At 62.8% G+C, this 19567-nt stretch carries 14 protein-coding genes and 1 pseudogene; 10 read left to right on the top strand and 5 right to left on the bottom strand.

The features are described from left to right. Nucleotides 1-125 precede the first annotated feature (125 nt). Nucleotides 126-3314, top strand: a complete 3189-nt coding sequence (locus NGM29_RS08400; RefSeq protein WP_254160123.1) for an MMPL family transporter — start codon at nucleotides 126-128, stop codon at nucleotides 3312-3314. After that, nucleotides 3311-4075 (top strand): TrmB family transcriptional regulator, encoded by a 765-nt coding sequence (locus NGM29_RS08395; protein WP_254160121.1) that lies wholly within the window; start codon nucleotides 3311-3313, stop codon nucleotides 4073-4075. Before NGM29_RS08400 ends, NGM29_RS08395 begins: the two co-directional genes overlap by 4 nt. Nucleotides 4076-4100: 25 nt before the next feature. On the opposite strand, the gene NGM29_RS08390 is transcribed toward NGM29_RS08395, so the two are convergent. Then, nucleotides 4101-5168, bottom strand: a complete 1068-nt coding sequence (locus tag NGM29_RS08390) for an mRNA surveillance protein pelota (RefSeq protein WP_254160119.1) — start codon at nucleotides 5166-5168, stop codon at nucleotides 4101-4103. Between the two features lie 139 nt (nucleotides 5169-5307). Between NGM29_RS08390 and NGM29_RS08385 the strand changes: the two genes are divergently transcribed. Continuing rightward, nucleotides 5308-5754 carry a DUF4870 domain-containing protein gene (locus NGM29_RS08385; protein ID WP_254160116.1) on the top strand — a complete coding sequence of 149 codons (447 nt, stop codon included), beginning with the start codon at nucleotides 5308-5310 and terminating at the stop codon, nucleotides 5752-5754. Nucleotides 5755-5888: 134 nt separating this feature from the next. On the opposite strand, the gene NGM29_RS08380 is transcribed toward NGM29_RS08385, so the two are convergent. Next, on the bottom strand, nucleotides 5889-6284 hold the full coding sequence (locus NGM29_RS08380; RefSeq protein ID WP_254160114.1) for an OsmC family protein: 396 nt from the start codon (nucleotides 6282-6284) through the stop codon (nucleotides 5889-5891). An 89-nt stretch (nucleotides 6285-6373) separates the two neighbouring features. Next, nucleotides 6374-7096 (bottom strand): metal-dependent hydrolase, encoded by a 723-nt coding sequence (locus NGM29_RS08375; RefSeq protein ID WP_254160112.1) that lies wholly within the window; start codon nucleotides 7094-7096, stop codon nucleotides 6374-6376. A gap of 331 nt (nucleotides 7097-7427) precedes the next feature. On the opposite strand from NGM29_RS08375, the gene NGM29_RS08370 reads away from it, so the two are divergent. The 7 genes and pseudogenes from NGM29_RS08370 (at nucleotide 7428) to NGM29_RS08340 (ending at nucleotide 18827) form a co-directional block, all read left to right on the top strand. Next, a complete protein-coding gene (locus tag NGM29_RS08370; protein WP_254160110.1) occupies nucleotides 7428-7694 on the top strand; it encodes a hypothetical protein in 267 nt (88 codons plus the stop codon). A 99-nt stretch (nucleotides 7695-7793) separates the two neighbouring features. Then, nucleotides 7794-9959, top strand: a complete 2166-nt coding sequence (locus tag NGM29_RS08365) for a DHH family phosphoesterase (RefSeq protein ID WP_254160109.1) — start codon at nucleotides 7794-7796, stop codon at nucleotides 9957-9959. Nucleotides 9960-10135: 176 nt separating this feature from the next. Continuing rightward, nucleotides 10136-10528: a DUF6176 family protein gene (locus NGM29_RS08360; protein WP_254160108.1), complete on the top strand. Its 393-nt coding sequence runs from the start codon at nucleotides 10136-10138 to the stop codon at nucleotides 10526-10528. A 385-nt stretch (nucleotides 10529-10913) separates the two neighbouring features. Beyond that, complete coding sequence (locus NGM29_RS08355) at nucleotides 10914-12269, top strand: PDDEXK-like family protein (RefSeq protein WP_254160106.1); 1356 nt, start codon at nucleotides 10914-10916, stop codon at nucleotides 12267-12269. Nucleotides 12270-12655: 386 nt separating this feature from the next. Continuing rightward, nucleotides 12656-15520 (top strand): M14 family zinc carboxypeptidase, encoded by a 2865-nt coding sequence (locus NGM29_RS08350; protein WP_254160104.1) that lies wholly within the window; start codon nucleotides 12656-12658, stop codon nucleotides 15518-15520. Nucleotides 15521-15978: 458 nt separating this feature from the next. Further along, a pseudogene (locus NGM29_RS21300) lies at nucleotides 15979-18119 on the top strand (PAS domain-containing sensor histidine kinase). A 126-nt stretch (nucleotides 18120-18245) separates the two neighbouring features. After that, nucleotides 18246-18827, top strand: a complete 582-nt coding sequence (locus NGM29_RS08340) for an SHOCT domain-containing protein (RefSeq protein WP_254160103.1) — start codon at nucleotides 18246-18248, stop codon at nucleotides 18825-18827. Between the two features lie 31 nt (nucleotides 18828-18858). Here the strand turns inward: NGM29_RS08340 and mnhG are convergent, their stop codons facing one another. Next, nucleotides 18859-19290 carry a monovalent cation/H(+) antiporter subunit G gene (mnhG, locus tag NGM29_RS08335; RefSeq protein WP_254160102.1) on the bottom strand — a complete coding sequence of 144 codons (432 nt, stop codon included), beginning with the start codon at nucleotides 19288-19290 and terminating at the stop codon, nucleotides 18859-18861. Continuing rightward, nucleotides 19287-19547, bottom strand: coding sequence for an MrpF/PhaF family protein (locus NGM29_RS08330; RefSeq protein WP_254160510.1), 261 nt, complete (start codon nucleotides 19545-19547; stop codon nucleotides 19287-19289). Before NGM29_RS08330 ends, mnhG begins: the two co-directional genes overlap by 4 nt. Nucleotides 19548-19567: the final 20 nt, after the last annotated feature.

Genomic DNA, 19567 nt, shown 5'->3' with positions numbered 1-19567 from the left:
AGCGGCCTGTCAGCCACTGATTCTGTTAGTATAATCATAACAACGGATATTTATGCACTGATTTAGTAGGATCGTAACAACAGAATGGTATCCCCAGCAGTTCGAGACGAAAGTGGAGGCCCGAGATGAGTCTCGCCGATCGCCTCGCCGGAACGATCACGAGCCACAGCAAGGCGGCGCTCGCGGTCATGCTCGTGCTCACGCTCGTGGTGGGCGCCGGCGCACCGATGGTCGACGACGACTCCTCGCTCGGGCAGTTCGAGAGCGAGTCGCCGGAAGTCAAAGCGTCCGAGTACATCGCCGAGAACTTCACCGTCGAGGGCGCCGAGAACATGACGACCGTGCAGGTGATCGTCCGTGGCAATGGCGAGAACGTCCTCTCCCAGGAGTCGCTGGTCGACTCGCTTCGCTTCCAGCAGTCCCTTCGCGAGAACGAGTCGATCAACGCGACCCTCGCCGACGAAAACGCCATCACCGGCGTCGAGAACATCGCCGCGATCACCCACATTCGGGGCCAGGAAGCCGCCGACCTCCAGGAACGCGGCGCCGAACTCGAGAATCGAACCGAACGGCTCAACGAGACGACCGCTGAACTCGAGCAACGAAGTCAACAGCTCAACGAGACGGTCGAAGGGCTCAACGAGTCGCTGGTGACCGTCGTCGGCCTCGAGCGCGAGTACGCCGCCCTCAACGCCTCCTACGAGGCGGGCGAGATCGACGAGTCGACCTACCAGGAGGAGTCGGCCGCCCTCGAGAGTCGACTCGAGGAGACGGTCGCGACCACGACGGCGGACCTCGACGCAGAACAGACGGCGACCTTCGAGGCGACCGTGAGCGACCTCCGCAAGGTGGTCAACGAGGAGACTCAGCTCGAGCGTCAGTACGAAGCGGGCAACGTGAGCGACGACGAGTACGAGACCCAGTCCGCCGAACTCGCCGAGCAACGCGTGGAACTGTTCGAGCAGGGCACCGCCGGCGTGCTCGCCGACGAGTTCGAGCAACTCGAGGAGGACAGCGAGGCCCTGGAGGAAGACTGGGCTCAACTCGAGGAAGATAGCGAGGCGCTCCAGGCGGACCAGGAGGCCCTCCGGACCGCCGACCAGCCCTCACTCGAGGACCAGATCGAGGCCCTCGAGGGGCTCGACGACGAAGAGTACGAGGAGCTCATCGCAGACGTCCTGTCCGACGACGGCGAGGACACCGCCGCGCTCTCGTTCATGCCCGCGGATTACGAGCCGGGCGAGACGTCCGCCGAGGCGCGAATGCTGTTCGTCACCCAGAACTCCGAGGGTGGCGGCATGGCCGAGATGGGCGGTGGCGGTGGACCCGCGCTCGACGCCCAGCTCGACATGCAGACGCTCGCGAGCGAGGACGACGGCGGAGATGAGTACCTCATCTTCGGTGCGGGCGTCATCACGGACGAGATCGATCGATCGATGGGCGACAGCCTGGCTATCGTCGGTCCGTTGGCACTGCTGTTCGTCGTCGCGGCGCTCGCCATCGCCTACCGCGACCTGATCGACATCACGCTGGGCGTCCTCGGCATCCTGCTGGTGCTGGTCTGGACGTTCGGCTTCATGGGCTGGGCCGACATCGCGTTCAACCAGATGTTCGTCGCCGTTCCGGTCCTCTTGATCGGGCTGTCGATCGACTACGCCATTCACGTCTTCATGCGACACCGCGAGCAACGCGAGGAGGCGGGAACGACCGACGACGTCCGCGGATCGATGCGCGTCGCGCTCGCCGGCGTCGGCGTCGCCCTCGTCTGGGTGACCGCGACGACCGTCATCGGGTTCCTCTCGAACCTCATCAGCCCCATCGCACCCATCCGCGACTTCGGCATCGTCAGTTCGTTCGGCATCGTCGCGGCGCTGGCGATCTTCGGCGTCCTTATCCCGGCCGCAAAAGTCGAACTCGACGGCCTGCTCGAGTCCCGCGGATTCGACCGGCGAAAACGGGCGTTCGGAACGGGGAACGGCCGGTTCAGTGATGCACTCACCCTCGGATCCACGGCCGCGCGTAAAGCGCCCCTCGTGATCCTCGTCGTGGCACTCCTGTTTACCGCAGGCGGGGTCTACGGCGCGAGCCAGGTCGACACCTCCTTCAGCGAGGAGGACTTCCTCGCGGAGAGTCCGCCCGCCTGGACCGAGAATCTGGGGCCGTTGAGTCCCGGCGAGTACACCGCCAAGTCCAACCTGGACTACGTCAACGACCACTTCCAGCGCCAGGACGTCCGCGCCCAGGTTCTCGTAGAGGGCGACGTGACTGATCCGGAGACGCTCGAACGCCTGGACGCAGCCGAATCGGCCGCCGCCGCAAACGAGGACGTCGTCTACGTCCTGCCGAACGGCGAGGCCGACGTCTCCGGGCCGCTGTCGACCATGCGCGACGTGGCCGCCGAGAACGAGTCGTTCAACGAGACGTTCACCGCCGCCGGCGGGGGGCCCGATTCAGTGCCGACCGAGAACCTCGAGGGCGTCTACGACCACCTGCTCGAGGTCGAACCATCGGCTTCCCAGTACGTCTACCGGACCGACGACGGTGAGTACGAGGCGGTCCAGTTGTCTATCGCGGTCCAGGGGAACGCCGACCTCGCGGACGTCACCGCGGAGATGCGGGCCATCGCCGACGACATCGACGACGGCGGCACCGACTCACGCTGGGAAGCGACCGCCACTGGCGACCCGGTCGTCAACCACGTCGTCGAGAACGACCTGATGCAGACCGTCCTGGAGAGCCTGCTGATCACGCTCGTCGCAGTCGTGGTCTTCCTCTCGGTCGCGTACTGGCTGACGGGGAAGGGCGCGACACTGGGCGTCGTGACACTGCTACCGGTCGCACTCGCCGTGAGCTGGATCCTCGGCTCGATGTACCTGCTGGGGATGTCGTTCAACGTCCTCACGGGGATGATCACCAGCCTCACCATCGGGCTCGGCATTGCCTACAGCATCCACGTCAGCTCCCGGTACATGCTCGAACTCGAGCGCCACGGGAACGTCTGGACGGCCATGGAAACCACCGTGACCGGCACCGGCGGCGCCCTGCTGGGCAGCGCCGCGACGACCGTCGGCGGGTTCGGCGTCCTCGCGTTCGCCATCCTGCCGGTCCTGCGCCAGTTCGGGATCATCACCGGGCTGACGATCATCTACGCGTTCCTCGCGAGCGTCATCGTCCTCCCGACGCTCCTGGTGCTCTGGACGCGCTACCTCGGCCCCGACCTGTCGAGCGCCGACTGGTCGACCGATCGGCCGACGCCGGCCAGCGATGGGGGCCGCGAGGCCAGTGACGCGATCACCGGAGGCGACGACGAATGAGCGCGCCGACCGAGAACGATGCCATCGAGTCCTTCGAACGACTCGGACTCACGAGCTACGAAGCCCGGGTGTTCATCGCGCTCCAGCAACTCGGCTCGGGCACCGCTCGAGACGTCGCGAGCGTCGCCGACGTCCCTCGATCGCAGGTCTACAGCGTGGCCGAGAGCCTCGCCGACCGCGGACTCCTCGAGATGCAACAGTCCAGTCCCATCCGGTATCGACCGGTGAACCTCGAGGAAGCGCGCTCGATCCTCCGCTCGCGCTTCGAGTCAGAACAGGAGCGCGCCTTCGACTACGTCGAGCGCGTCCGGGAAGAACCCGGGGGCGAGGAAGAACAGGAAGACATCTGGACGGTTCGCGGCCGAGCACGCATCGACGACCGCGTGGTCGACCTTTGCTCGCGCGCCGAAGCGCGCATCATCTTCGGTGCCCGACTCCCGCCGCTCGTCACCGACGAGATCGAGCAACTGCTCGAGAACTGTGCTGCAGACAGACTCGAGGTGACAGCCGTGAGCGCCGCGCCCGAAGTTCGGTCGCGGTTCGAACGGCTCGAGGGCATCGCGGTGTTCGAGTCCCCTGAACATCGCCAGGCCGACGATCGGTCGGGGCGGATCCTGATCGTCGACGACCAGACGATTCTGCTCAGCGTCGTCGACGAGGACGGGAGCGAGACCGCCATCTGGAGCGCCAACTCGCTGTTCGCCTCGGTGTTGATCCAGTTGATCGAGGCCAATAGCGAAGCGCGCGGACGGGCGGAGTAGCTGGCTGGCGCGAGGCCAGGACAGCTTACTCGAGTCGATACCGCAACAACGCCGCGATACCGCCGAGATTCGAGAGCTGTTCCCCAGGCGGGAACTCGCTCGAGAAGACCGTCACGTCGCCGCCTTTCTGCTCGGCCGTCCGGACGACGTCGTCGACGTTTATCGCCCAGTCGCCTTCGGGGCCGCGTTCCTTGCGGAGCTTCTCGTCCAGGACGAGCAGTCGCTCGATGGCCCCGTACTCGGCGGCCTGGGCGACCGCCTCGGGGCCGTAGGCCGCTTTCGCTCCCTCGGCGATCCGCTTCGTGAGTTCGTCGATGTAGGCGGCCTCCGACTCGATCCGGGTCTCCTCCTGGACGTCCGCGACGGCGCCGCGTTTGAGCACCTCGTGGACCCCGCGGTCGCCGACGCCCGCGGTGTCGACCATCGTCACCAACTCGGCGACGTCGGGGTGCTCGCGCTCGAGGTGCTTCAGCGCGTCCTGTTTCGTGAATCCGGGCCCCGCGAGGATGATCGCGTCGACCTCGAGCCGCGAGAGGATGGTGCTGAGTTCGGCGAACAGTTCCGAGCGGTCGCGAGCGTACTCGCCTTTCCCCGTTGGGCCCGTGATCGAGGCTCGTTCCTCGGTCCCGTACTGGGCGACCGTGTGGACGTGAGCCTCGCCCTCTTCGACGGTCGCGATGGCGACGTCGGGGTTCTCCGTGGCCTCGGCAGCCTCCTCGAGGCGCTCATTCTGGTCGGGTTTGAACCGCTTGTCGATCGAAAGTTCGTCGCGGGCCTCGACGTTCAGCGTGTGGTGAAAGCCCAGCTGGTCCTCACGGGAACAGGCGACGATCTCGCCGCCGACACGGAGGCGGTTGGCGAACTTGTGGAACTCGATGTCGTCGACGGCGATGGCGACCCACATGTGTTCGCGCTCGCCGCCCGTGTCGCGCATCTGCTCGTCGTCGCGCTGGATCCGCCGGGTGGTGTCGCCGGCGACGCGGTCGCCCGGCTCGAGGACGTACTGGAGATGCCAGAGGTCGTCGACGCTCTCGGGGACGACCGTCACCCGCTCGCGCCCGCCCTCGAGGGGCTCGCGACTCTTGATCTGCATACTCCGTGATGGACGCCGATGGGGTAAGTTACCTGCGGTCGGCCGCGGTCCGGTGTCGAACCGGCTCAAGCGCGTCACACCGTGAACAAATTTCACGAGATGAGGATATCAGGGTCGACGTGGTGTAGGACGTACGCACATGTCAAACGACACTCCCGCACCTGACGTGACGGACGTCGCGGAGACGACGATCGCCGACGAACGAACCCAGGAGACGAGCCTCGGACCGGACGAGAACGTCCTCGGGGCGCTGTCGTACGTCTTCGGCATCGTCAGCGGATTACTCGTCTACCTGCTCGAGGACGAAAACGAGTTCGCCAGGTTCCACGCCGCCCAGAGCATCGCCCTCTGCGTCGGTGTGATCGCCCTGTACGCCGGCCTGACGATCGTCGGGGTGACGGTCTCGGTCGTCCTGGGCGACGTCTTCCTGATCGGGTGGCTTGTCGGGGCTGGACTCTCGATCGTCTCGCTGTTCGTCTGGTTCGCGCTCTTCCTGGTCTGGCTGTACCTGGTCGTCACGGCGTTCCAGGGCAAGCGCACTCGAATCCCGGTCGTCGGGAACCTCGCGGAATCGACCCTGCTCTGATCGGCTCGAGTACGGGTTCTCGATAGCCGTGAACCGACTGCGTCCTGGGTGGGACGACGACCCGTTCCAGGACGGCGAAAAACAGCACCAGTGGGCCGTGAAAACGTCGAACCGTCGAACTGTGGTCGTTGCGCTTAGAATGCGTCGCCCTGGAACGACGTCTCGGCGTGGAGGCTGTCCTTCAGCGCGTCGTGAACCTTGCAGAGTTCGAACGCGCGGTCGAGGATCTTCTGGCCCGTCTCGTCGTCGACGTCGGCTTCGACGCGAATGTCGAAGGCCGTCGACTCGAGTTTGTCGTCGTCGTTCAGGTCACCGGAGACGTCGATCTCGATTTTCCCCAGTTCCTCGACGCCGCGCTGCTGGCCGCCGACGCGCAGGGCAGGGACGTAACAGGAGCCGTAGGCCGCGAGCAGGCTCTCGAGCGTGTCCGGGGCCTCCTCGCCGGTGGCGTCGATGTCGACGCTGAAGTCGCGGACCTCGTTCGTCGCACTGAACCCCTCCTCGGAGATAGTGGTGACTTCTTTCGTCATTGCACGTCGACAATCGTGCCCCCGCGGCGTAAACGTTGTTCTCTCGGACGGAACGACCGGAGTCCGCCTCGAGGTGTCGAACGGCCGATTCAGAGGTCGAACGTCTCGTCGCCCTCGAGAGCGACGACCTCCGCACTGCTCCCCGTCGCTTTCACCTCTCGAGCGAAGTCATCGGGGTCCTGCTCGATCGGCGGGAACGTATCGTAGTGCATCGGGAGCGCGTAGTCGACGTCGAGCCAGTCGGCCGCGATGGCTGCCTGCCACGGCCCCATCGTGAAGTGATCGCCGATGGGCAGCGCTGCGGCGTCGGGCTCGAGATACGGCCCGATGACCTCCCGCATCTCGGTCATGAGGCCGGTGTCGCCAGCGTGGTAGAACGTCGTCGACTCCTCGTCTGCGACCTGGGTCGGCTTCGTGTTCGAGACGACGAACCCGGTGGGCATCCCGGCGTCGACGTCGTACTCGCTCATGATGCCGTTGGTGTGGTCGGCGCGGTGCATCGTGACGAAGGCGTCGCCGCACTCGACGGTCCCGCCGATGTTCATGCCCATGCCGCCGACGGCGTCCTCGAAGCCAAACTCGTCCTGGCAGTAGGAGACGAGTTCCGGGGTCGCCACGAGTGTGGCATCCGAAAAGGCGCCGGCGTCAGCGATGTGGTCGGCGTGGCCGTGCGTGAGCAACACGTAGTCCGGCGTCTCAAGGTCGTCGGCCTCGAGGTCCGTCTTTGGGTTGTCGAAGAACGGGTCGATCAGCAGGTCGGTACTGCCGACGGTGACGTGCCACGTCGAGTGGCCGTGCCAGGTGAGCTCCATTGCGAGTCGACCTACTCGCGTTATCGGCATAAAGGTGGGCGCGGCCGTGTGCCGGTTGGCTCCGCTCGTCAACCGCGGATGCGTACGATCACGAATGTTTATGTGGCGATGTGCTCGATAGTCGGTGACCGCATTGCTGACACACCACGCGGTCAAACCGATCAGGGAGACGGGGACTGCCGGTTCGCGCGAACCGGGAGCGACACACGGCGATGCCGTGTCTTTTATTGGCCTACTGTCGATGGACGGTCGAGTCCCGGACGTGGGCCGAACGAGTACCACACACCGTCAATCATCAATCTTTACAGCGGTCGCCACGAGGATACAGCGTATGCTCACCCTCTCGCTCGAGGACTTCATGATCGAGCTCAAAGACGGCTCGGTGAAGAACGTCGGCCCGACGAACAAGTCGGCGACCGCGAAGCTGTTCGACGTCTCCAGCGCGGAGGCCCGCGAGTTTGGCGATAAGCGCGTCAAACTCGTCTTCGAGGACGACGACGGGAACGAACTCCAGGCCGCGCTCTTCCCCGAGGAGGCTCGTGCGATCGCCGACGACCTCGAGGCGCTCGAGGCGGAATCACCGGTCTTCGAGGGGTGATCGCGCCCACGGCTATCGATTTCGGCGAACGAACCGTGCCGTCACGACGCGAGTGGATTTCGACAACCGTTTTAGGACGAACCTACTTGTGTGAAGTAGATGGGTACCTGTATCATCTGTGGCAAACCCGTCGAAGACCACGTGTGCGAGTTCCACGAGGAGGACGTCGCCTTCGAATTCGAAGGCACCTCCGCGTCGGAGCTCGTCACCTCCCGGTACTACCGGGGTTCGGTCGACGGCTACGCTGACTTCGGTCTCTTCGTCGACATCGGAGACCACGTCACGGGTTTGCTCCACCGAAGCGAGCTGGATCGTCGCCTCGAGAGTCTCGATCTCGAACCCGGCGATCCGGTCTACGTACAAGTATTGGACGTCAGAGACAACGGCAACATCGACCTCGGCTGGTCGATCCGCCAGGACGACCGCGAGTTCCGCGGGAAGGTCATCCAGACCCCCGACGGCGACGTCCTGCCGGACGAACGAGCCGACGACGGTGGCGAGTCTTCTGACGAATCGAACGAGACGCAACCGAGCGGTACTGCCGACGTCGCCACCGAGACGACGTCGAGCGCCGACGAGCAATCGACACCGGCATCTGCCGCTGCATCGACCTCGACCTCGAGCGACGATGCTGGTCACGGTTCGGACTCGAAATCGAGTTCCGCTTCGAGTTCGAGTTCGGACTCGACTTCGAGTTCGGGCTCGAGCGCCCACGCAGCGACCGCGACCGAGGAAGCGACGCCCTCGACCCCGCTCAACCGGACCACGATCGACGCGATCGAGAATCAAGTTGGCTCCATCGTCCGACTCGAAGGCGAGATCACGGGCGTCCGCCAGACCAGCGGCCCGACGGTCTTCGAACTCAGCGACGAGACCGGCACCGTCGAGTCTGCTGCCTTCGAAGAGGCCGGCGTTCGCGCCTACCCCGCCGTCGAGATCGGCGACGTCGTCACCCTCGAGGGCGAGGTCGAGCGCCACTACGGCGACCTCCAGATCGAAACGGAGACTCTCGAGGTCCTCGAGGGCGAGGACCGCGAGACCATCACCGAGCGCCTCGAAGACGCCATCGACCAGCAGGCGCGCCCGACCATCGTCGCTCCGCTCGTCGACGACCCGGTCGTCGAGACGGTCGAGGACGAGATCGTTGACGCCGCAACGGCCATCCGCCGTGCGGTCGTCGAGGCACGACCCATCGTCGTGCGCCACAGCGCGACCGCCGATGGCTACGTCGCCGGCGCCGCCCTCGAGCGCGCCATCCTGCCGCTGATCGAGGAGAAACACACCCGCGACGACGCCGTCTACCACTACGTCGAGCGCCGACCGCTCGACGGCCACGTCTACGACATGGACGCCGCCACGGGCGACGTGACCTCGATGCTCGAGGCCCGCGACCGCCACGGCGAGCAGTTGCCGCTGATCGTGCTCGTCGACGCCGGCGGAACGACCGACTCGCTGGACGGCTACGAACTGCTCGACATCTACGGCGCCGACCGACTCGTGATCGACGACAGTCGCGCCGACGCGGCGGTTGCCGACGCCGTAAACGTCGTCGTCTCGCCGTCGCTCGCCGACGTAGACGCCAGTAACGACCTCTCGGCAATCACCACGAGCACGCTCGCGGCGAACGTCGCCGCCCACGTCAACGACGACGTGCGTGCCGACCTGGAGCACCTGCCCGCCGTGAGCTTCTGGGACGATGTTCCGGAAGCCTATGCCGACCTGGCGGAAAACGCCGGCTACGACGCCGAGGCCTGCACAGAGCGACGGGAGGCCGTCGCCCTCGAGGCGTACTACCAGTCCTACAAGGACAAGCGCGAACTCGTCGCCGACTTGCTGTTCGACGGCGCCGGCGACGGCGACCTCGCGGCGCACGTCGCCGCTCAGTTCCGCGCCAAACTCGAAACGGAACTCGAGACGGCCCGGGAGAACCTCGAGGTTCGCGACGTCGACGGCCGTTCGGTCGCCGTGATCGACACCGCGGCGTTCATCCACCGCTTCGACTTCCCGACGACGACGCTGTTACTCGACGAACTCCACCGACGCGGCGAGGAGTCGATCACCCTCGGCGTCGGCGAGGACGAACTCTACGTGCGCTCGGACGACGACGTCGACGTCCGCGAACTCGGTTCGACACTCGAGACCACCGTCCCCGATGCTGGCATCACCGTCGTCGGCGGGCGTGACGGCTACATCGAGTTCCTCTCTGGCGAACGCGAAGCCGTTCGCGAGGCGGCGCTCGAGGCGCTCGGCGAGACGCTCGCGTAAGTCGGTTTCTCTCGTCTCGTTTAGCTCGAGCGGTACCGGTAACGAATACGGATACAGACACGAGCGGTCCCGTCGAAATTCTCGGGCGAGAGATATTTAGTCGAGCGGCCGCATCGAATCTCGAGAGTACGTCTCGCCCAGAAAAACTATCATCTCGCCGACCAAAGTTGTCCCTGATGGCTGAAATCTTCATCCGAAAACAGAAGATTCGCCCCGGCAAAGCCGAACGCCTCCGCGAGTGGATGGCGAGGATGGACGAGGAAGCCGAAGCCGACAGCCAGGGCGTCCAGGACATCTGGTCAGCGGAGAGCCTCCACACGATATCGTTGTTCATCGAGCACGCTGCGGATGGCGACTACTTCGTCTGGTATCTCGAGGCGGACTCGATGGACCAGCTCATCGACGCTCGACGTGCCTCGACACATCCGCTACACGACGTCGAAGACGCGATGATGGAGGACGTCCTAGAAAATCCGAACGAGAGTGGCGATTTCGAACCCCTGCTTCACGGTGTGAGTCCCAACCGCCCGAACGACTTCGACGTTCACCAGTACGTCGAGGAGTCCTGATACACGCGCCCTGATCGTGCTGAGTCTCGATAACCGATCGAGGTAGTTCAGCAGGAGCGTACGACGGGTGACCCCCTCTCCTCGCCATATACCACGAGGCTTCCCACTAACCGAGGCTTGCTGAGTCAGGAGCGTTCGGTTTGAATCTGACGGGGGAGGCCAGGTCACGCGGCCGGTACTGTAGTCGTGGCCAACTGACACAGCGAAACTGGTAAACCAGAATCATATAGTCAGAAGTGGTGATTTTCACTCTGTTGTTCGTGTGTCAACAGGTACTCTGCAACACGTTCAGGGGAATAAGATAAGTCGCTCTACCGGTAAGTAAGCCTGAGAGGAACGACACGGAATTCGATCATGAGCAGTGATACCGTTGACTTCGAGGCTGATGAACTGGAAGAGTTCATACAGAAGTACATGGAGGTCGATCGGGGAATTCAACAGCCACAAGGGGATCTTTTCGATACTTCCGGGGTCGAGGGAGAGACAGTACCAGTACACACTCGAGTACTTCCTGAATCCGCAGAAACCCCACGGTTTCGGGTACTCGCTACTCGAGACGTTTCTATACTGTGTCGGCTTGCAGGAATTCAATCTCACTGCACAGCATATCGAGATTGGTGACGAGGTCAGGATCGCGGACGATGGTTCAGAGAGGCGAATCGACCTGGTCATATGCGGCGGGAACGCGCTGGCCGACCACCCACGGTGGGCGGTGTTCCTTGAATTGAAGGTCGGGGCTGATGAAGGGGATCGACAGACAACGACGTACGCCGAGGCGGACGAGTGGAACCTCAGCTGGTTCGACACGGGTACAGTAACCGTCGATCGACTTGATGACGCAAAGTACGTGTATCTGAAACGGGCAGTTGCTGACGGTCCCACCGACAGGACCGGCAAATTCGACGGTATCGACTGGGCAGGTCTCGTCGAGAGATTCGAAGTCGAGATTCGAGATTCCCTCTTCGAGTATCCCAATCGGAGCGTTATTCAATTCACAGACTTCATTCGATCGCTAAAGGAGACAGAGGGCATGGACTCAGAAATAGACGAAGACGAACTCAACGAACGTCTCAACCTGTACTTCGAACACGACAGGCTGATTCGACAGGTTGAGAAGGCGAACAGTCAATTCGAGAGTGATTTCGAGAATGTGAGTACCTACCTGAAGAACAGCTGGGAGAGCGAGATTATCGAGAAATACCATTTCGACGAGTCTGGCTGGAAAGCATCGCCATCCAGCAACCCGAAGTGGCAGGGCATCCTCCCGGCGTATTGGGATCAAAATCCCCTCGGCAGGTCGAGTACCATCAAACTCTACTTCCGACACTCACCGACCACCGAGTCCCTCCGGAATCGACGACTCACGTTCAGGCTTCGACTCCCTCCAGCGAGGAACGTGCATACGGAGAAACGCTACGATGGACAGTCGTTCAACGACGTGTTCGCCGAAAAATGTACGATCGAGTACGAAGAGAGACTACACGAGTCACTCGAGACGATAGGCGTAGACGAACGCCGACTCGGGAGTGCGTCAGCACTCGTCGTGAAGAACTACCGGCTCGACCCACACAATCTGACGGGTTCGTACTTCGAACAGCTCGAAAGAGCCGTCGACGAGTTCTGTTGTGATGAAAATGGTCTTCTGGTAACGATCAACGAGGTCTTCGAACAGACGTATCTGGAAGTGTTCGGTGAGGAACCTGCGGGTGCTTTCCCGGGTCCCCTGGTCAAACGACAATAGCGTCCAGTGTGTGCACTCACCGAGGAGCGGACTACTCGAGTGGATCGTCGACGAGGCGGAAGCCGTTCACATAGAAGGAGGACGCTCACCTCCAGGGGTGGGAAGTATCCGACACACCCGAAACCGATGGTTTCCTGCGTATGTGAGCCTTGGTGTTATCCCAGAACCCAGACAGCCCGCACACAGATAACCTGTCGAGACGTTAGCGTTCAGGGCTTCCGCACTCGAGTACAAATAACTTTGAGCGTTCTGGAATGTAACGTTCGTATTCAGACACGTTACAACAGATACCGTCTAGTCATTGGTTTTGTTCTAGGAGAATCCATAACGATTATACGAAGTTGTGTGATCCGTGAGAATGTGGCACATTGCCACATCACCCACCTATGCGTAACGATCAACACTCGCCCGACCGAACCCCCTCGAGCGACACGCCGAAGCGGTATACTCACCAGGATGCAGCGGAACTGGACGACGATGCCTTCACTGACGGCCCAATCGGCCGCCGTACGTTCTTGAGCGTTGCCGCAGCGACGGGTGCTGCACTAATCCTGCCGAGCGCCGTATCGGCCGAGGTTTCAGACGATTCGCTGACAGACGTCGCCGAATACGTCGTCAACGCCACCCCCGAAGACTACGAGGCGACGCTCGTCCTCGAGTTCGCGAGCGTCGACGATGCCCACGCGTTCTACGACGGGTTTGGCGACCCTGACTGGGACATCGAGGACGACTCGTATCCCGAGAAGGCGGTCATCCGCGAAGAACCCACCCCGGCAGGCCACGCCTACCTCACGGCCGACGAACTCGAGCACGCACTGGAGGTCGCCGACGTCGAACTCGTCGACTTCTCGCCAGGCGCGAACCCCTTCTGGAAGCTGGGTGACGCGTATGCCGAGCGCGTCTTTCCTGAAATCGAGCGTGCCCGGGACTACGTCTCCCATGCCGAACTCGCCGAGGGACTCGAGCACCTGGCAGACGAGTACGCAGACCGCCTGCGCTTTCACTCCATCGGCCAGAGTCCGGGCTTCGAGAACATGCGGACAGGAGCGGTGGACCCGAAGGACGTCTCCGTCGCCGAGGTCACGAAGGACATCCAGGACAAGGCGTCCTTCCAGGAGAAGGACAAGGCCGTGTTCTCACTCGCCATCCACGGCGACGAACCTGCGGGCCGGGTAGCCGCCACGCGGATCATCGAGGAGGCCGCGAAGGGTGAGGCCGACGACTTCGAGGACGTCCTTGACGACATCGCTCTCGTCTTCGTCTTCACCAATCCCGACGGCTGGACCGTTCGCAATCCCCAGTACGAGTACGAGACGTACTGGGGTGGGAACGAGCGGTTCCGTTACAAGCGTGGTAACGCGGCCGTCCAGGACACGAACCGGCAGTATCCGACGATGGGGTGGGTCAACCCCGGGTACTGGCCAGCCGAGCCCGACGGGACGCCCGACGTTCGGCCCGACGACCCGCAGGGTCGGGGCTACGAAGACATGGTGCCGGACGCGCTCGCGGTCGTCGAGCACTTCCGGGGGTACGACAACGTCGAGTACCTCTGTGATTACCACATGATGGACACGTCGGACTCGATGGTGTTGAACCTCGAGTCCAACGCCCCGTACGAGCAGGCAGGGACGCACAACCTCGACGAGGTGAACATCCGTATCGGCGACGCGATGGTTGACTTCTGGGGCGGCCCCGAGGCCATCGCCGACGATACGAAGCGCGCCGGCAAGGATATCCACGGCGTCGAGGGCTACGTCCCCGAACGGCTGCTCGACTACGGGACGATCTACGACTCGCTGGGCTACCAGATCACCGGCGGCCTGCTCGGCTGGGCGGGTCAACCAGAGGAGTTCGGCGGCCTCGGTGCAGTCACCGTTGCCCCCGAACTGGTCCTCCGGGATGGTTACGACTTCAAGCCGTACATGGAGCGTCACCTGGGAATGGCCTATCGCCTCTCCATGCGCGAGTACGCCGAGATGACGGCTGCGGAAACCGAGGCGGTCGTGGCTACCGGCGGGCAGGACACCGCCTACGTCAGTTCAGAATCGTTGACGCGACGTTCGGCTGACCTCCCGTTCACGGACGAGGCCCCCGGACAGGGCGGCGGCAATGGGCAGTCTCGCGCGAGCAAGGTCAAACGCCGCCACGACACCGTCCAGCCAGGCCCTGGCGCCAGCGCGAGCGTTGCGTCGGACAGCACTACAGCGTCGCTGGCGGCACAATTCGACGCTCACGACGTCGGCGACGGCGTCGTCAGACTCGTCAATCCCGCAGGGAAGACCGTCCGTGCGATCGACCTTGCAGCGTCCGACTCCGGCGACGAAGGGGCGTTCTACGTGCCCAGTCCGGACAGTGGTGACTGGTCGATCGAGTACACTGGTGACGTCGACGTCGACATCGACGTCGAATTCGTCCTCCTCGAGACCGAGGACGAATATCCCAATCCCGAGGAGACGCTGGGCTACTCCCAGCGAGAGTACGTTGTCAATCCGATGCAGTTCTTCGAGGACCTCCACCCCTACCTCGACGAAGGAGCAATCGATGGGCTCCGGGTCCACGACGTCCGCATCGGCCGGTTGATGCTGGGAGACTCCGGAAAGCGACGCTACGACAACCTCGTCGTCTCACACGACGATGGGATCGACGACCCGCGGTACGTGTCGGCTATCGAGGCGTTCGTCGAAGCCGGGGGTGACCTCGTGCTCACCGACTCGGGGCTGAACCTCCTCGCCGAACTCGAGGTCGGCGACGCCGCGGAACTCGATGCAGACGACATCGCCTACGAGACGATGGACATCCCGAACCTCGGAAGTCGGGACCTCGAGCACGCGCTGTTGACGGACGTCAGGCCCATTCAACAGGAAATCTGGAAAGTGTCACAGCTCGGGTATACGACGGGCGACGATTCGCCCGCCTGGACCGTCGATACTGCTGCCTTCGAGGCCGCCGGTGGCACTGTTGCTGGAGAACTCGGCCAGGAGACGGACTGGGAACAGGACGAAGACGGGAACTGGGAACAGATATACGTCCCTGGCGAGGTCGGAGCGGGGACCCTCTCGGCGGGTTCCGCCGAGATCAACGTTATCGGCTCGCTCTTGCCGCCGGCGAACCAGCGGGAACTCCACCCGTTCGGCATGGCCGACTACACCCTCTCGTTCATGGGTCACACGCTGATCTGTAATGCCTTAGGGTTCGAGCAGCGCCGCTACGTCGACGGTGACCTCATGGGCACGTGGGGTGAACTCCGTTAAAACAGGGAGAATCGAGCAATCCCTTCGCCCTGGCCTATCGACGGGGAAGACGAGAATCGAAAAACAGTCCACGTCGTGTGCGTAGAGAGGGGCGATCTGTCAGAAACGACGTTTAGAACAGCAAACTTTTAGGGTCACGGCGATATCCGGAAGCAATGGTTTCGCCTGGACCACCACCGGAACGTACGATAGCGGACGTCCAGGAGTTCTTCAGTCGAACAGATCAGGCATCGACGCCAGTGTTCACCGAGGAAGTCGCCGAGGCACTCGAGTGCCCCCGTCAAACCGTCCGTCACTGTCTGGAGGCCCTCGCCGAACGAGGCGAGATTCAGACCAAACAGGGAGGTGACACGAGCAGGATTTGGTGGAAGGCTGCGGACAATCTCGCTGACGACCCACACCAGGACGAAGCGCAGTTCAGCGCCCTCGTGAGTGCCGTCAAAGATTACGCGATTTTCATGCTCGATCCCGAGGGGTCGGTCGTCACCTGGAACGAGGGAGCCGAGCAGATCAAGGGCTATTCCGAAGCGGAAATCGTTGGCGAACACTTCTCGACGTTCTATACCGAGGACGATATCGCCGACGAGGTCCCCGATCACAACCTCGAAACCGCAGCGACAGCGGGTCGTGTCGAGGACGAGGGGTGGCGGGTCCGCAAGGACGGCTCAAGGTTCTGGGCAAACGTCACGATCACTGCCATCCGCAACAGCGAAGGCACGCTTCGAGGATTTACCAAGGTCACGCGTAACATGACCGAGCGTCGCGAGTACGAGCAGCAACTCGAGCAGCAAGCTGAGCGGCTCGAACAGCAGCGAGACGAGTTCAAGCGGGAACTCGACGACGTCTTCGAGCGAATTGACGACGCGTTCTACGCGCTCGACGATGAGTTCCAGTTCGAATACGTAAACGAGCGCGCCGAGGCGTTTTTCGGCACGTCGGAACGGGAACTTCTCGGGCGAAAACCCTGGGAAGTACTCGACGTCGACGAATCCGACTCGCTCTTCGAGAAGTTCGAGACGACGATGGTCACCCAGGAACCGATGAGCTTCGAGCGGTACTCCGACCCACTGGGAATCTGGGCGATGGTCCGGGTATACCCCTCCGAGTCCGGTCTCTCCGTGTATTTCCGGGACATCACTGAGCGGAAGGAGCGCGAAAGAGAGCTCGAACTGACGCGCGAACTCCTGGAGAAGGCCGAACGCATCGCGGACGTCGGCGGCTGGGAGATTGACACCGACACTCGAGAGGTGTTCTGGACCGACCACCTCTTCGAGATTCTGGCGATACCCGACGACGAAGAACCACCGCTGGACGAAGCCCTCGACGTCTACCACGAGGAGGATCGATCGATCATCGAGCACGCCGTCGAGGAGGCACTCGACTCTGGCGAGTCGTTCGACGTGGAGGTTCGGTTCAGAACACCCGACGGCGAGGTACGCTGGCTACACGTCAAGGGCGACCCCGACTCGATGACGGAGAAGTCGTCTTGCTCCGTGGCGCACTCCAGGACATCACCGAACGAAAAGAACGGGAGTGGGAACTCCAGCGCATCCGGGACCGGATGGAGTTCGCTCTCAATGCCACCGATTCGGTCGTCTGGGACTGGGACGTCGAGGACGACGAAGCGTCGTTCTATCCCTCCGCAGAATCGCTCTATGGGACGACAGTCGAGACGTGGGAGGAGTTCGTCGACGTGATTCATCCAGACGATCGGCAACGAGCACAACAGGGTATCGAGAAGGCTCTCGAAACAGGTGAGCCAAAGCACGAAGAGATTCGGATTATTCGAGACGGAAACGTACGGTGGATCGAAGCGCCTGGATACCCCGTACAGGATGACGACGGGTCGACCAGAGTGGTCGGTGTGGCTCGTGACATTACTGAACGGAAGACCTAAGAACGCAAACTTCAGGAGTCGAACGAGCGCCTCGAGCAGTTCGCGTACGCGGTCTCTCACGACCTCCAGGAGCCGTTACGGATGGTCTCGAGTTATCTCCAGTTGATCGAGAATCGATATGCTGGTGAGTTCGACGAGGACGGTGAGGAATTCATCGAGTTCGCGGTCGATGGTGCTGACCGGATGCGGTCGATGATCCAGGACTTGCTGGAGTACTCCCGTATCCAGACGGAGGGCGATGCGTTCGAACCGGTGGAACTGGACACAGTTCTCGAGGATGTGTTGGCTGATTTCCAGTTCCAGATCGAAGAACACGACGCTGCCATCACGATTGACAATCTCCCGGAGGTCGAGGGTGACGCGAGTCAGCTTCGCCAGTTATTCCAGAATTTGCTCGATAACGCTATCGAATACAGCGGTGACGAACCGCCACGCGTTTACGTCTCGGCCACACGAGACGGTGACGAGTGGGTCGTGTCGGTCCGTGACGAGGGGATCGGAATCGACCAGGAGGACCAGGATCGAATTTTCGAGGTATTCCAGCGACTTCACACGCAGGAAGAATACGCCGGTACGGGTATCGGACTCGCACTCTGTAAGCGAATCGTCGAACGCCACGGCGGCGACATCTGGGTCGATTCGGAGCCAGGTGAGGGTGCGACGTTTTCGTTGTCCATTCCGGTACCAGCCACTACCGAGTAGGTACCAGATATAGCAGTGTGCGCCTGGCGGGGGTACGCAACGAGATGGTACCATTTCACCGAACCGTACGGACACGAGACGCCATCGAGAGAAACGTCTTTTTACTGAGGGGACGCAGGCGTGTACATGGACGAGGATCTGTGGGAGCGATTTCGAGCGAACGCGGCCGGAATCGCGTCGACGCTCGTCACTGGTCTCTGGCTCGGGTTGCTGGTCGGGGATATCGGCGGCGACCTGTGGCTCGCCGTGCTCATCGTCGGGTACGTCGGGATCGTTCCCGCGGTGTCGATGCTCTTCGACGACGATGGGGACGAAGCGGACGGATTGGACGGAGTGGACGAAGCGGACGAAACCGATGAAGCTGTCGAAGCTGACGATGCGGACTGGCCGAACGTCCCCGGCGAAACGGACGAAACTGGCACAACCGGCACAACTGGCACAACTGGCACAACTGGCACACACGAACCAAACCAACGACAACCCGCATCTCGAGCCCCGTCGTCAGAAGACCGGATCGACGCGCTCGCGACGCTTCGCACCCGGTACGCCGCCGGCGAGTTGACCGACGAGCAGTTCGAACACAAACTCGAGCGCTTACTCGAGGTCGAGACGCTCGAGGACGCTGAAGTCTGGGTGCGCAAGCGCGACGAAACGACAGACGAGGGGTCGGAACCGGACGAACGGAAGCGATCGCTCGAGCGCGAGTGAGCAGCCGGTCCGACGAGAATCGACTGCGGGGTCAGTCCTCGGCGTCGCCAGGCTCCCCCGACCGGTTCGCGCCCGTTTCATATCGCCTCGAGTCGCCAGAATCGGGTGCTCGTTCGTCACGGGTCCCTTCGGGCGGTCGCTCGAGCGCGTCGGGATCGGGCCAGGTGACCCCCTCGACGAAGGGAATCCCAATGCGCTCGGCGGCGCGGGCGATCATGTGCGAGCCCGTCGGAATTGTCAGGAACAGAAAGAGGATGCCGACGAGCGCGGTCAGTCCTTCGGCGCCGGGGCCGAAGTGGACGAACCCGGCGAGGAACATCGAGGCGGTTCCGAGGGTCGTCGGCTTGCTCGTCGCGTGCATCCGGTTGTAAACGTTGGGCAATCGCAGGAGGCCGATGGTGCCGACGGTCAGGAAGAACGTCCCGACGACGACCAGACCGATCACGAGGGTCGTTCGGATCACTCGATCACCTCCCCCTCGGTGAGGAACTTCGCGACGGCGACGGTCGCGATGAAGCCGATGATCGCCAGGACGAGGCTCACGGTGATGAACAGCCCGCGGTCGGTCAGCAGGGCCACGAGGACGGCGATGGCCACCACGTTCGTCGCGATGGCATCGAGTCCGATGACGCGATCCGGTTCCGTCGGCCCGCGGATGACCCGGTAGCTCGCGAGCACACACAGGATAGCCGTGAGCACCAGTGCCCCACGGATAGTCATCTCGAGGACGGCCGACGGAG

The organism is Natronosalvus rutilus (assembly GCF_024204665.1).
GTDB lineage: Archaea > Halobacteriota > Halobacteria > Halobacteriales > Natrialbaceae > Natronosalvus > Natronosalvus rutilus.
This window is presented reverse-complemented; position numbering and strand designations above follow the sequence as displayed.